Consider the following 12,924-nt stretch of genomic DNA (forward strand, 5'->3'; position numbering starts at 1 on the left):
TTCGCCTGACCGTCACCCTCCTTTTTTCCGAAAGAACGTCCGGAAGGTTTTCCGAAAGAATGTCCGGAAGGGCGCTCCGGTCGGGCGACCGCGCCGGAACCGGACCGGTGGTTCCCACGTCCTCCCCCCTGTTCGTCGGTCGCGGGGGAGGAAGACGGGACATGCGGTGCGCAGGGGCGAAGCGGAGCGCTCGGGGCAAAGGGCGCTCATGGGCGGTGCGTGCGCTGTCGCTGGTGTTGATGCTGGTGTCGCTCCAGCTGGGATCGCTGATCAGCCCGGCGTACGCCTGCGGCTGCGGAGCGATGGTCCCGAGCAGGACGACTCAGGTCTCGGTCGACCGGGAGACATCGGTGGTGGACTGGGACGGCCGTACCGAGCAGATCGTCATGCGGCTCACGGTCCGCGGGAACGCCCCCCAGGCGGCCTGGATCATGCCGGTGCCGCACCGGGCGAGCGTGGAGCTCGGTGATCCGTCGCTCTTCTCCGAGCTCGCCACCGTGACCGCGCCGGTGCGGGCGACCAGGCACTACTTCTGGCCGCGCTCCGGCGACTGGCCGTTCGCCGGTGCGGGGGACAGCGCGGACCGGGCCGGCGGACCTTCGGCGGGCGCCCCGCCGGTCCAGGTGGTCGGCCGGGAACGGCTCGGCCCCTTCGATGTGGCGCGGCTGGCCGCGACCGACCCCGAGGCGCTGCAGAAATGGCTGAAGGACAACGGCTTCGAGCTGCCCGACCGGCTGGCGACGGCGCTCAAGCCGTATGTCGACCAGAAGTGGGAGTACGTCGCGATCCGCCTCGCTCCCCGCGACGGGAACAGCCCGCTCGGTGGCGACCTCGATCCGCTGCGGCTGCGTTTCGCCAGCGACCGGCCGGTGTACCCGATGCGGCTCTCGAAGCTCGCCTCGACGCCGCAGCGACTGGGCCTGTACATCCTGGCCACGCACCGGATGGAGCCGCGCGGCGCGATCGGCGGCGATGCGCCGCAGGTGACGTACGCGGGCAGGCTCGACCCCCGGTCGGCAGGGGACGACAGCAGGGCGCTGAAGGCGGTGACGGGCGGCGAACCGGTGTTCCTCACCGCGATCGAGCAGTCGTTCCCGCACCCGGAGCGGATCGACGGCGACCACGAACTGCGCGCGATGGGGGCCGACACCCCGTACCGGACCATGGTGTACACGGACAGGCTGCTGACCGTGGGCGGCGTCCCCGTCTGGGTGCTGTCGCTGCTCGGGGCCGGACTGGTGGCGGCCGGGGCGGCGCTGCTGGTGCTGCGGGTCCGGAGGCGACGGCGGCCGGTGATGCCTCCGCCGCCGGTGATGCCCCCGCCGCCGGTCGTGGTTCCGCCGCCGCCGGCGTGAGTGCCCGCCCGCAATCCGAACGCTTGCGTGTGGAGTGAAGCGCCGCCTCCGTCGATCCGCCCCGCCGTCGATCCGGTCGTCTCCGGTCCGTATGCCGCTGTCACCCCGTAGCCCCGCCCCGTCCCACTTATCCATTCGATCCCGTGTTCCCGCCCGCGTCACAATGACCGCCATGACCTGGACCACGGCCCCCGAACCTTTCGACTCCCCCGACGCCGCGCTGCTGCGTCGTGACTATTACGACGAGGTCGCCGGCCGCTACTGGGGGCGGCCCGCCACCACCGAGGAGATCGACGAGGGGCTCACCGACGACGGCGCCGACCGGCTCGTCCCGCCCACCGGACAGTTCGTCGTCGGCCGGTTCGGCGGGAAGCCCGCGGCCTGCGCCGGTCTGCTGGTGGTGGACGCGGACATCGCGGAGCTGACCCGGGTGTTCGTACGCCCGGAGTTCCGCGGCACGGGCGGTGGCGGACTGCTCCTGGCGGCCGTCGAGAGCGCGGCGCGCGGCTTCGGCGTACGCACGGTAAGGCTGGACACCCGCAACGACCTCGTCGAGGCACGGGGGCTCTACGCCAAGCACGGCTATCGGGAGGTCCCGGCGTTCCACCGGCGCCAGTACGCGGAGCACTGGTTCGCCAAGGACCTCCGGAGCAGGCCGTAGCCGCTCAAGCCCAGCCGGCCACGCGGGGCGAGAGGAAGCCGCTCAAGCCCAGCCGGCCACGCGGACCCGGAGAAGCCTCTCAAGCCGGCCACGCGGGTCCGGCCGCGTGGTCCCGCCTCGGCTCGGGGCTGTGGGGCCGTTCCCTGCTCGACCCGTTCGTCTCCGCGGTCAGCTCCGCCACGAGTCTGACCAGATCGGTCGGCCGATCCGGCCCCCACCAGTCGCCCAGCAGCTCGGCCATCGACTCCTCACGGGCCTCCGCGAGCTTCACCACCGCTTCCGCGCCGGTCTCGCTGAGCACCAGTTGCACGCCTTCACGGCGGACCAGTCCGCGCTCCTCCAGTTGCCGTGCCGCCTCGTTGATCACCCGCAGCGGCACCGGGGCGGCCTCGGCCAGCGCGGCCGGCTCGACCGTACCGTGGCGCTTTATGCGCAGCAGCATCCAGCTCGCCGCGGGCAGCAGGTCGTACCCCGCCCTCGCAGTGATCTTCTCGTACACCTCGCGACGTCCCTCGCGGGTGGCGAGCACCGAGAGGGCTCGGGCGCATTCGTCGTACGAGGACCGCTCGACCGGGTTCGACGCCAGGGTCTCGCTGGGCTCCGGGGCGGTCACCGAACCGCGCAGCTTGTCCTCCTTGAGGAACCAGGCGAAGACGAAGGCGACCAGGACAACGGGTGCCGCGTACAAGAACACGTCGGTGATCGAGGTCGAGTACGCGTGCAGGATCGCGGGCCGCAGCGCGGGCGGCAGCCGGCCGATGGCGCGCGGGTCGGCGGCCAGCCCCTCGGCACTGGCCCCGGTGGGCAGGGTGCGGCCGGCCAGCGCCGCGGTCAGTTTGCCGGTGAGCCGGTTGGTGAAGATCGTGCCGAAGACGGCGACACCGAACGAGGCGCCGATGGAGCGGAAGAAGGTGGCACCGGACGTGGCGACACCGAGGTCCTCGTACGTGACGGCGTTCTGCGCGACCAGGACCAGAACCTGCATCACCAGGCCGAGGCCGGCTCCGAAGACGAAGAAGTAGACGCTCATCTCCAAGGTGCTGCTGGTCTCGGTGAGCCGGTGCAGGAGCTGCAGGCCGATCGCGGTGATGCCGGTGCCCGCGATCGGGAAGACCTTCCAGCGGCCCGTGCGGCTGACGATCTGCCCGGACACGGTCGAGGTGAGAAGCAGACCGATCACCATCGGGAGCATGTGCACACCGGACATCGTCGGTGTGATGTTGTGCACCACCTGCAGGAACGTCGGCAGATAGGTCATCGCGCCGAACATCGCGAAGCCGACGACGAAGCTGATGACGGCGACGAGGCTGAAGGTCCTGATCCGGAACAGCCGCAGCGGGATGACGGGCTCCGCGGCGCGGCGTTCCACGTACACGAAGGCGATCAGCAGCAGCACGCTCAGCACGGAGAGCGCGACGATCTGCGGCGAGCCCCAGGCCCAGGTGGTGCCGCCGAGCGAGGCGACGAGGACCAGGCAGGTGGCGACGGAGGCGATGAGGAAGGTGCCGAGGTAGTCGATGGCGTGCTGCGTGCGGTGGACCGGAATGTGCAGCACGGCGGCGATCACGAGGAGCGCGACGACGCCGATCGGCAGGTTGATGTAGAAGACCCAGCGCCAGCTGAGGTGCTCGGTGAAGAACCCGCCGAGAAGCGGCCCGAGGACGCTCGTCGTACCGAACACCGCACCGAAGAGACCCTGGTACTTGCCTCGTTCGCGCGGCGCGACGATATCGCCGACGATCGCCATCGAGAGCACGATGAGCCCGCCGCCGCCGAGGCCCTGAAGGGCCCGGAAGCCGATGAGCTGCGGCATGTTCTGGGCGATGCCGCAAAGCGCCGAGCCGATGAGGAAGATGACGATCGCGGTCTGGAAGAGCTTCTTGCGCCCGTACTGGTCGCCGAGCTTGCCCCAGAGCGGGGTCGCGGCGGTCGACGCCAGCAGATAGGCCGTGACCACCCAGGAGAGATGTTCCAGACCGCCGAGGTCGCTCACGATGGTCGGCAGCGCGGTGGAGACGATGGTCTGGTCGAGTGCGGCCAGGAGCATTCCGAGGAGCAACGCACCTATGGCCACCATGACCGACCGCGTGGAACGGCCTTCACCGGGGGCCGGGGCCGCGGCCGGGGGGCTCAGGTGCTGGGCCATAGAACATCTCCTCGGGTCCACTACATCCCCATCCTGGCCGTTCCACACGGTTATGGCCTGCCGAGCAGAACCCGAGAGGAACGGCCGGGACCGATCGAGTGGGACGGTCAGGAGACGAACCTGGACCGGTCGGGATGAACCCGGAAGGAACGGCGGGATAGGCCGGGTGCGGGCCTCACGGTGCGGCGCGGACCGGATACCGCATTTCGGTACGGCATTGGGCATCTCGGCGGTGGGCTGCATAATCGCAGGCAGTTCAAGGGGAGGGGCCCACAATGACCGGACATATGTGCCCGGAGTGCGGTATGGACACAAGACCGCCGGGCGAGAGAAAGAGAGCCGGCGGGGAACCGAGCGGGAGACCCGGGTCCGGACACGGCTGCACGTGCGGGGAGCGGGGGACGCGGCAGAGCGACGAGCAGCGGAGAGCCGCCGAGCGGCAACGGGCCGAGCGGTCGGCGGCCGACAGGGCGGAGATCGCGGCGGCGGAGGACTTCGATCCGCTACGAATCCGGCCGTACGTGACACTGGGGGTCGACGAGACTCCGGCCACCGACGAGCCGCAGCGGCGGGAGTCGCACCGCCGCCCGGCGCAAGACGCGGCCACGACGATGCCGCTCTTCCTCGGCCGGGAGACGGCGGGTCCGCTGCCGGACGCCGTCGAACCGGCGGAAGCGGGCGGCACGACGACCGCCCCGCCGCCCCTCGTGCCGGGCACCGCCAAATCCCCCGCACCGGCCTTCATCCCGGCCTCCGCCGCGGCGTTCGCACCGGCCTCGGCACCGGCCTCAGCCGCACCCTTCGGGCCCGACGCCGATCCCGTTCAGCCGCGCCGACGGCGTCCCTTCGCCGCACTCGCCGTGGGTACGGCCGTGATCGCGGTGGTGGGCACGGCGGCATTCGCAGGGGGCCTGTTCGACGGAAGCGGCAACGGGGACGCCGACCGGGAGCAGGCCCTGCCGACCACGGTGGCCAGCAGCCCCGAGGCGAGCGACCCGGCAGCGGAGTCGGCCCCGGCGTCCGCGTCACCCCCGCCCTCCGGACCGGCGTCCGCGTCACCGTCCGCGTCACCGTCCGCACCGGCCTCCGCATCCCCCTCGGCGAGCGCCTCACCGTCGCCCTCCGCATCTGCCATGTCGCCGTCCGCCACGGCCCCGACCCCGGCGTCCACGCCGCACGCGAGCCGTCCGGCGTCGGTCGCACCTCCCTCACCACCCGCAGGCCCCACGCTGCGCCCCGGCGACCAGGGGCCCGAGGTGGCCGAGCTGCAACGCCGGCTGGAGGAGATCTGGCTGTTCCACGGGCGGGACGACGGCGACTACACGGGGCAGGTCGAGCACGCCGTGAGCGTCTATCAGTCGTACAAGGCGATCGAGGGTGATCCGCCGGGGGTGTACGGACCGCGCACGCGCCGCGCCCTGGAGGCCGAGACGACGGGACGGGGACGCTCCTGAGCACCGCGCCGGAAGGCCCCACCCGGCACGGATTTGGCTTTCCGGGTCAGGTCTTTGTATCGTGATGGAACAAAGTAGCCTCCGCCCGCCACCCCCTGACCGGCGGGCGAGGCTGCTTGTTCTCTTTCCCACGCTTTCGTCTCCCCCGCGCCCTGGAGCCCGCCCATGCCGGCCACCGTCCTCACAGCCCGCGCCCTCCTTCTGGACATGGACGGCACCCTCGTGAACTCCGACGCTGTCGTGGAGCGTTGCTGGCGGCGCTGGGCGCTGCGGGAGGGGCTCGACCCGGAGGCCGCGCTCAAGGTGGTTCACGGGCGGCAGGGGTACGCCACCATGGCGGCACTCCTCCCGGACCGTCCGATGGAGCAGAACTACGCGGACAACCGGGTGATGCTCGCCGAGGAGACCGCCGACACCGACGGTGTCGTCCCGGTCGCCGGCGCGCCCGCCTTCATGGACGCGATCGCCGCGCTTCCGCACGCCCTGGTCACCTCGGCCGACGAGGCGCTGGCCCGGACCCGGATGACCGCGTCCGGCCTGCGGATGCCGGCCACCCGCGTCACCGCGGAGTGCGTCGGCGCCAGCAAGCCGGACCCCGAGGGCTTCCTGAAGGGAGCGGCCGAGCTGGGCTTCGCCCCGGCGGACTGCGTCGTCTTCGAGGACTCGGAGGCGGGCATCTCGGCCGGCCGGGCGGCGGGCATGCGCGTGGTGGGCGTCGGCCCGCGGGCCGCGGCGCTCTCACCCGACGCGCACGTCGATGACCTGACACAGCTCCGGGTGGAGGCGGCGGCCGACGGTTCGATCCGGCTGCACATCGGCGCGCGATAACCCCTGCCCGGCGGCCGTCAGTCCCGGTGCAGCCGCCCCCGCGCCACCAGTTCGAGCACGACCGTGACGGCCACCGCCTGCACGGCCATCAGCGCGACCAGCACGAACAGCTGCACGGCTCCCGCCTGGACCGGTGAGGCGCCACCCAGCAGCATGCCCACGAAGGCGCCCGGCAAGGTGACGAGCCCGACCGTCCGCGTCTGATCGAGCCCCGGCAGCAGCGGGTCCGACGCCGCGGGCCGGGCGATCTCCAGTCTCGCGTCACGGTCGAGCAGCCCGAGGGCCATTCCGGCCTCCACCTCCCCGCGCCGGGTCGTCAGCTCGTCCAGCGCCCGCCGCCCGCTGAGCACGGTCGCGGTCAGCGCACCCCCGATGAGGATGCCGGTCACCGGGATCAGCGCGATGCCCCGGACCGGGACGAGCCCGGTGAGGAGCAACAGGGCGATCACCGGCGCGACCCCCGCCCCGATCGACAGGGCCGCCCACCACCAGGTCCGATTGCGGGTGACCCGGCGACCCGCGGTCACCGTCGCCACGGCGTACATCAGTGCCACGAACGCGAGCAGCGGCGGCAGCGACCGGACCACCCAGCCGATGAGCAGGGAAACCGCGGCGAGTTGGGCCGCGGCCCGCAGTCCGGCCAGCAGGATCTCCCGCGACCGGCCGAGCGAGCCCAGTGCGGCGACACCGGCCGCCGCCGCGAGCAACAGTGCGAGGACGACCCCGAGCGTGATGTTGACGGGTAGCAGCACGACGTAACCCTATGACCGGCCCCGGCTCGGCCGGAACCGCGGCCAGGGTGCGCGCGGACAACGCGCCAACCGATCCGCGCCACCGGCCGGTTGCCGACGCCTCAGCACATACGCCCGCGCAGATGCGGACGTACGCCCCCATGCTCCAGCCCCGTTCGTCAGAACTCTTGATGTGACGTGCCCATGTCGCCACTCTGTTACCTGGCGCCCACCCCACGGAAACCCGGCGCCGCCACGATGGCCGGGCTCCACAGGTCACCCGTCCAAGGTCCCCCCACATACAAGGAGTTCGCATGTCAGGTGTCTACGCGCGTCGCATCACCGTCCTCGCCGCATCCGCCGCCCTCGCCGCAACGACCGGCCTGCTCACCGCCCCCAGCGCCCAGGCGGCCATGCCCACCCCGGTCGCGGCGTCGACCGCCCGCACCTATCTGAGCCAGTTGACCGTCTCTCCCGAGGGCTCGTCGACCGGCTACAGCCGCGACAAGTTCCCGCACTGGATCACCCAGTCGGGCACCTGCAACACGCGTGAGGTCGTCCTCAAGCGGGACGGCACGAACGTGACGCAGGACGCCAGTTGCGCGGCCGTCAGCGGCAGTTGGTACTCGGAGTACGACGGCGCCACCTGGACCGCCGCCTCCGATCTGGACATCGACCACATGGTGCCGCTCGCCGAGGCCTGGCGATCGGGTGCGAGCAGCTGGACCACTGCCCAACGACAGGCGTACGCCAACGACTTGACGCGTCCGCAGCTCATCGCCGTCACGGACAACGTCAACCAGTCCAAGGGCGACAAGGACCCGGCCAAGTGGCTGCCCCCGCTCGCCACGTACCGCTGCACCTACGTGCGCGCCTGGGTGCATGTGAAGCACTACTACAACCTGAGCGTCGACTCGGCCGAGAAGAGCGCCCTGCAGTCGGTCCTGAACAACTGCTGAACACGGCGGCCTTGAACAACCGCTGAACACCTCGACGGGCGCCGCACCGCACACCACGCCGAACGCCGAACCGAGCAGGTCGGCGAGGTCGGCGAGCAGGTCGGCGAGGTCGACGACTGGCTCGGCGAGGGGGCGCGAAGCCGAACAGCCCGCCCCTCCCCGCCGTTCCTGGACGGGCAGGGGGCCGTGCACACCGCGCGGCTCCCTGCCCGTACGCGGGAACGACGCGATGGCACGCAGCGACCGGGACCGGCCGGGTCCACCACCTCGGGTACTCACCCGCTGGGCGCGCCGGCCGGGAGGCGCGTCGAGAGGGAGGCGCACCGGCCGCACCCGAACGCCGTACCTGCGACCGGGAAGCGCGCCGGTCCCACCGGAACGCCGCGCCGCGTCGCCGCCGAGCCGGACGCGCGGCGGAGCGTACGCGCTGGAGCCACCGGAGCCTTTTCGGCCGAGTACGGCTGCCGGCGAAGGGCCCCTCTCGCGGCCCGCGCTCTCGACGAGCGGCGGCGAGCGGCGGCGAGCGGCGCTCGACGCCGATGAGGCCCACCGGGCGCGCGAGCAGGCCTTCGCCGGCCCCGGTTCGTACCGCCATCCCCTGATCGACACCTCGCACCGCGCCCCCTGCCGCCGCCCGCCCATGGCACGGCACAGCGGAACGCCGCACGGCGCCGGGGCGAGCACGACGGGCCCGAGGGATGGCGGACCGGCTCCGGCGAGAAGCCGCGCCAACGCTCCCACCTGGAACATCGGACGCTCTTCCCCGGCTCCCTCCAGGAACCGACGGATCCGGTCCGGCGACAGGACCGGGAGGCCGGCCCGCCCTGCGGCGGTTTGCGCACTGTCGGGCGATGTGCACCATGCATACGCCATGGAGCCCCCGTGGTCCCCGGGGCAACCGATGGGCGCCCCCGAAGCGCGCGCCCATCGGTTGACCTGCCCCCTCGCACACAACTCGACCCCCGGGCCGCCCAGAACCGCCTTCCGCCCCGGCCGACAGTCGGCCGGGCGGCACCTCGGCCGGCCCGCAGCACGGCACGGGCGAGCAGGCATAACTGCGGCAGGCCTCCGCAGGGCGGCGCACCCCGGTTCGGCGATCTCCTCACGCCGCCCGCCTCGCGTGGCCGGAAAGTTGCGCCGCCATTGGTTCAGGCCATGGCAACGAAGGAAGGTGCGCAGTTGGAGACGGTGTCGACGCGGGCACCGGCCGACAACCACAGGGCAACTTTCAGCCAGTCGACAGAATGTTGAACTTGCAAGCATTGGTGAGGTTTCCCTAATCTGTGGCACTCAATCGGTTCACGTCCCCACCAGACCGAAGGAGCCCTCCCCCCATGCACGCACGTTTGAATCAGGCTCAGCCCTATGCCCTCGGCCTGTTCCGGATCGTCGTAGGCCTGCTCTTCGCCTGCCATGGCGCCGCCTCGCTCTTCGGCGTCCTCGGCGGCGCGATGGGCGGCGGCTCCATACCCACCGGAGCCTGGCCCGGCTGGTACGCGGCAGTCATCCAGCTCGTCGGCGGCGGCCTGGTGGTGCTCGGCCTGGGCACCCGTATCGCCGCGCTGATCTCGTCCGGCTCCATGGCGTACGCGTACTTCCAGGTCCACCAGCCCGAGGCACTCTTCCCGCTGCAGAACGGCGGCGAGCCCTCGGCCGTCTACTGCTGGGCGTTCCTCCTGCTGGTCTTCACCGGCCCCGGCGCGCTGGCCCTCGACCGGCTGTTCGGCCGGGGCGGCGCGGAGCGCGGCGAGGAAAGCGGCGAGGACCGCGCGCATGAGCAGGCACCAGCCGTAACCGTCTGACACCCGGGAAGCCCGGGAAGCCCGCGACAGCCGGCGGGCCGCCGCTGCGGCCACCGCAGCGGCGACGGACTGATCCGCGCAGGCCCCGACCCTTCCGCCCCTGGCCCCATCCGCGCACGGTCACCCCTTGCGCTCGCGAGCCGCTCCGCACAGGACGAACCCCGCCCGCAGGCCGCTCATGAACGGCGCATCCCCAGCCGGTGGGCCGCAGCGCACGTACGCCCGGAACACGAGCTTCCCATTTCCGGGCGTACGTGACCTTCCCAACATCGCGCGTATTTATAGATCACCGGATGAGCGTCAGGCGTACGCTGTACAGCTGGCCCTGCCGCTCCTGCCGCTCCCCTGCGACGTCGCGGCGTTGTTCCGGATCGGGGAGTAGTAGGTGCTTGAGAGTGTGGGTGCGCTGACCGGCAGCCCATGGATCTACGCCGTGGTCGCCCTCTCGGTGCTCCTGGACGTCTTTCTGCCCCTGCTGCCCAGCGGGGTGCTGGTGATCACCGCTGCCACGGCCGCCGCCGCCGGTTCGACGACCGTCGCCGGGGCGGCCTCCGCGTCACGCGCCGCCGAGCAGGTGCCCCAGGTCCCCTCCCTTCTCGCGCTGATCCTGTGCGCGGCCTCAGCCTCGGTCCTCGGCGACCTCGTCGCATACCGGCTGGCCTGGCGCGGCGGCGAGCGTCTGGACCGGGCCATAGCCCGCTCCCGCCGCCTCACCTCCGCGCAGGAACGCCTCGGCGCCGCCCTCGCCCGGGGCGGCGGCATCCTCGTCGTCATCGCCCGCTTCGCCCCGGCAGGGCGTTCGGTCGTCTCCCTGGGCGCGGGCGCCGCGCATCGCACGGCGAAGGAATTCCTGCCTTGGTCGGCCCTGGCGGGCGTGGCCTGGGCCGGATACAGCGTGGGCCTCGGCTACTTCGGCGGCCAGTGGCTCGGCGCGACCTGGGTGGGCACGGCCGTCTCGGTCCTTGCCCTGTTCGTGGCGGGAGCCCTGGCCGCGTACGTCATGCGCCGCCCGGCAGCGGCGGCGGCCGCCCAGGCGTCGGCGACCGCGACGGCCACTACGGTGTCGGCGTCCTGACCGCTACGGTGTCGGTGTCCTGACCGCACCCCGTATCTCCAGACCGTCCAGCAGCCTGGCGGTCGCCTCGGCGATCTCGTCGACCGCCCGGTCGAACACCTCCTGATTGTGCGCGGCCGGCGCGCGGAAGCCGGACACCTTGCGTACGAACTGCAGGGCGGCGGCCCGGATCTCCTCGTCGGTGGCCTCTTCGGGCAGGACGGGCGGGCGAAGGGTCTTGATGCTGCGGCACATGCCTCCAGTGTGGACCGGGCCACTGACAACGGCCGGGACACGCGTCGGCCCGACAGCCGGGACGGCATGGATTCGACGGCCAGGGCGGGCCTCGGCCGGACGGCCGGAACGAACATGGGCCCGACAGCCACGACGCGCCTCCGCCCGACAGCCGACGAACATGGGCCCGACAGCCACGACGCGCCTCCGCCCGACAGCTGGGACAGGCATCAGCCCGACGCCTTCGCCACCCCGCCGCTCCGCCGCCCCGTCTCATCGCTCCGTTCGCCGTGAGCCGTCCCCTCCCCCGGTCCGTTCGAGGGCGGGGATCTCGTACGTACCGTCGAGGATCTCCGGCCCCGGCTCGTAGAGCGCGAGCACCGGCCGGAAGTCCCCGCCGGGCGCGGGCAGCCAGTTGGCCGCCGCGGCCCGGTCCGCCGGCCGCTCCCGCTGGATGTGGATCGTCAGCGAACCGTCCTCGCCGTGCACGAGACCCGGGGTGCGGTCACCGATCGAGTACCTCCCGAGCGGATTCCCGACCAGGCGGTGGTGCGGCACGTCATACATCGTCAGGGACCAGAACGCCCCGACCGGAGGCTGCCGGTCGACACGCAGTACATAGGAGTGGGCCCCGTTCAGCCGCTCGCCGTCGGCGTCGCGCAGGGTGTGGGCGTACACCGCCTCGTAGCCATGGACACCCCACAGCCAGGTCCGTGCCGCCACCGCCCTGGTCCGGTAGGAGCTCTCCCGGTCCTCGATCCGCCACTCCGGTGAGCCGAGGGCCCCGACACCGTATTGGTCGAGGTTGTAGTCGAAGAGGTGCGGATCCATCTCCCAGCCCCCGCCCTCCGCCGAGGACCGGCCCGCCTCCTCCACCCACGCCCTGCCCCGGGCCAGGCCCTCGGTCAGTACGCGCACGAGGACGGGATCGGCGGACACGTACGGCGACGGCCCCTCCTCCAGCAGCCCCAGCGGCTGGAACCGGTCCTGGTACGCGCGGTCGGCCGCGGACGGCGGAAAGTCGGCCATCCAGACCCTGAGCTGTTCGAAGAACCGCAGCGGCTCCGGTACGTCGGGGTCGGCTGCCGGCAGACCCGTGCGGTGGGTGCCCGGTTCGACATGGGTGAGGGTGAGCCGTGCCTGGAGCGCGCGAACCCGGCCCATGTCGTCCGGGCCGTGGCAGACGTAGCGGCCGATGACGGAGACGACAGAGGTCGGAGCGTCGATCACGCCGCGCACCGAGCCGGGCACGCTGCCCGACCAGCCGGGCGGCACGACGAGCCAGTCCCCGGCCTCCGTGCCGGTGGCACGGTGGCCGACGTACGCGAAGTTGTTGGTCCAGGCGTCCACGAACTGCAACACGTAGTACGCGCCGTCCGTGTCCGGGACATGCAGCAGCACCGGCCCGCCGGAGAGGTCGAGATGGGCGACGGAGTGGACCGTGTCGTGGTCGACGGTCACGCACGCTGTTCCGGGGGACGCCTGTTGCCCGGAGTGGGCGAAGTGGTTGAAGGGGGTGGGCGGCAGCGGCCCGATGCCCGTGTGCATGAAGTCTTCTACCGTCGACAGGTCATGGACCAGCGGACAGCCGTAGACGTACGCCTCGGTGGCAAGGGCGACGAGTTCTTCCGTGCTCTCCTCCGGCACTGCGGTCCTCCTCGTCACTCACTCAGGGCGCACATCGCAACAGAGCAGCTGGG

At 72.0% G+C, this 12,924-nt stretch carries 11 protein-coding genes; 7 read left to right on the forward strand and 4 right to left on the reverse strand.

The window, feature by feature from the left end; all coding sequences use genetic code 11:
- Positions 1–239: 239 nt before the first annotated feature.
- Together ACZ68L_RS19780 and ACZ68L_RS19785 are read left to right on the forward strand one after the other, a co-directional pair.
- Positions 240–1,355, forward strand: coding sequence for a DUF2330 domain-containing protein (locus ACZ68L_RS19780; protein WP_469578711.1), 1,116 nt, complete (start codon positions 240–242; stop codon positions 1,353–1,355).
- Between the two features lie 172 nt (positions 1,356–1,527).
- Positions 1,528–2,016, forward strand: a complete 489-nt coding sequence (locus ACZ68L_RS19785) for a GNAT family N-acetyltransferase (protein ID WP_469578605.1) — start codon at positions 1,528–1,530, stop codon at positions 2,014–2,016.
- Between the two features lie 79 nt (positions 2,017–2,095).
- Here ACZ68L_RS19785 and ACZ68L_RS19790 read toward each other — a convergent pair whose 3' ends face one another.
- Complete coding sequence (locus ACZ68L_RS19790; protein ID WP_469578607.1) at positions 2,096–4,162, reverse strand: MDR family MFS transporter; 2,067 nt, start codon at positions 4,160–4,162, stop codon at positions 2,096–2,098.
- A 521-nt stretch (positions 4,163–4,683) separates the two neighbouring features.
- Here ACZ68L_RS19790 and ACZ68L_RS19795 point away from each other — a divergent pair.
- The gene (locus ACZ68L_RS19795; protein ID WP_469578609.1) at positions 4,684–5,616 is read left to right on the forward strand and encodes a peptidoglycan-binding domain-containing protein; all 933 of its coding nucleotides are present in this window, start codon (positions 4,684–4,686) and stop codon (positions 5,614–5,616) included.
- Between the two features lie 165 nt (positions 5,617–5,781).
- The gene (locus ACZ68L_RS19800; RefSeq protein ID WP_469578611.1) at positions 5,782–6,444 is read left to right on the forward strand and encodes an HAD-IA family hydrolase; all 663 of its coding nucleotides are present in this window, start codon (positions 5,782–5,784) and stop codon (positions 6,442–6,444) included.
- Between the two features lie 17 nt (positions 6,445–6,461).
- Here ACZ68L_RS19800 and ACZ68L_RS19805 read toward each other — a convergent pair whose 3' ends face one another.
- Complete coding sequence (locus ACZ68L_RS19805; protein WP_469578613.1) at positions 6,462–7,196, reverse strand: ABC transporter permease; 735 nt, start codon at positions 7,194–7,196, stop codon at positions 6,462–6,464.
- 293 nt (positions 7,197–7,489) lie between these two features.
- Between ACZ68L_RS19805 and ACZ68L_RS19810 the strand changes: the two genes are divergently transcribed.
- From ACZ68L_RS19810 to ACZ68L_RS19820, 3 genes are all read left to right on the forward strand, one after another.
- A complete protein-coding gene (locus ACZ68L_RS19810; RefSeq protein ID WP_469578614.1) occupies positions 7,490–8,134 on the forward strand; it encodes an HNH endonuclease family protein in 645 nt (214 codons plus the stop codon).
- A gap of 1,334 nt (positions 8,135–9,468) precedes the next feature.
- Positions 9,469–9,936 (forward strand): DoxX family protein, encoded by a 468-nt coding sequence (locus tag ACZ68L_RS19815; RefSeq protein WP_469578616.1) that lies wholly within the window; start codon positions 9,469–9,471, stop codon positions 9,934–9,936.
- Positions 9,937–10,321: 385 nt separating this feature from the next.
- On the forward strand, positions 10,322–11,011 hold the full coding sequence (locus tag ACZ68L_RS19820; protein WP_469578618.1) for a DedA family protein: 690 nt from the start codon (positions 10,322–10,324) through the stop codon (positions 11,009–11,011).
- A gap of 3 nt (positions 11,012–11,014) precedes the next feature.
- Here the strand turns inward: ACZ68L_RS19820 and ACZ68L_RS19825 are convergent, their stop codons facing one another.
- The gene (locus ACZ68L_RS19825) at positions 11,015–11,245 is read right to left on the reverse strand and encodes a DUF2277 domain-containing protein (protein ID WP_469578620.1); all 231 of its coding nucleotides are present in this window, start codon (positions 11,243–11,245) and stop codon (positions 11,015–11,017) included.
- Between the two features lie 252 nt (positions 11,246–11,497).
- Positions 11,498–12,871: a DUF1254 domain-containing protein gene (locus tag ACZ68L_RS19830; protein ID WP_469578623.1), complete on the reverse strand. Its 1,374-nt coding sequence runs from the start codon at positions 12,869–12,871 to the stop codon at positions 11,498–11,500.
- Positions 12,872–12,924 lie beyond the last annotated feature (53 nt).

The organism is Streptomyces sp. NPDC104309 (assembly GCF_055584025.1).

Coding starts and splice junctions, on each gene's coding strand:
- ACZ68L_RS19780 (WP_469578711.1), top strand. CDS start 240: ATGCTGGTGTCGCTCCAGCTGGGATCGCTGATCAGCCCGGCGTACGCC.
- ACZ68L_RS19785 (WP_469578605.1), top strand. CDS start 1,528: ATGACCTGGACCACGGCCCCCGAACCTTTCGACTCCCCCGACGCCGCG.
- ACZ68L_RS19790 (WP_469578607.1), bottom strand. CDS start 4,162: ATGGCCCAGCACCTGAGCCCCCCGGCCGCGGCCCCGGCCCCCGGTGAA.
- ACZ68L_RS19800 (WP_469578611.1), top strand. CDS start 5,782: ATGCCGGCCACCGTCCTCACAGCCCGCGCCCTCCTTCTGGACATGGAC.
- ACZ68L_RS19810 (WP_469578614.1), top strand. CDS start 7,490: ATGTCAGGTGTCTACGCGCGTCGCATCACCGTCCTCGCCGCATCCGCC.
- ACZ68L_RS19815 (WP_469578616.1), top strand. CDS start 9,469: ATGCACGCACGTTTGAATCAGGCTCAGCCCTATGCCCTCGGCCTGTTC.
- ACZ68L_RS19825 (WP_469578620.1), bottom strand. CDS start 11,245: ATGTGCCGCAGCATCAAGACCCTTCGCCCGCCCGTCCTGCCCGAAGAG.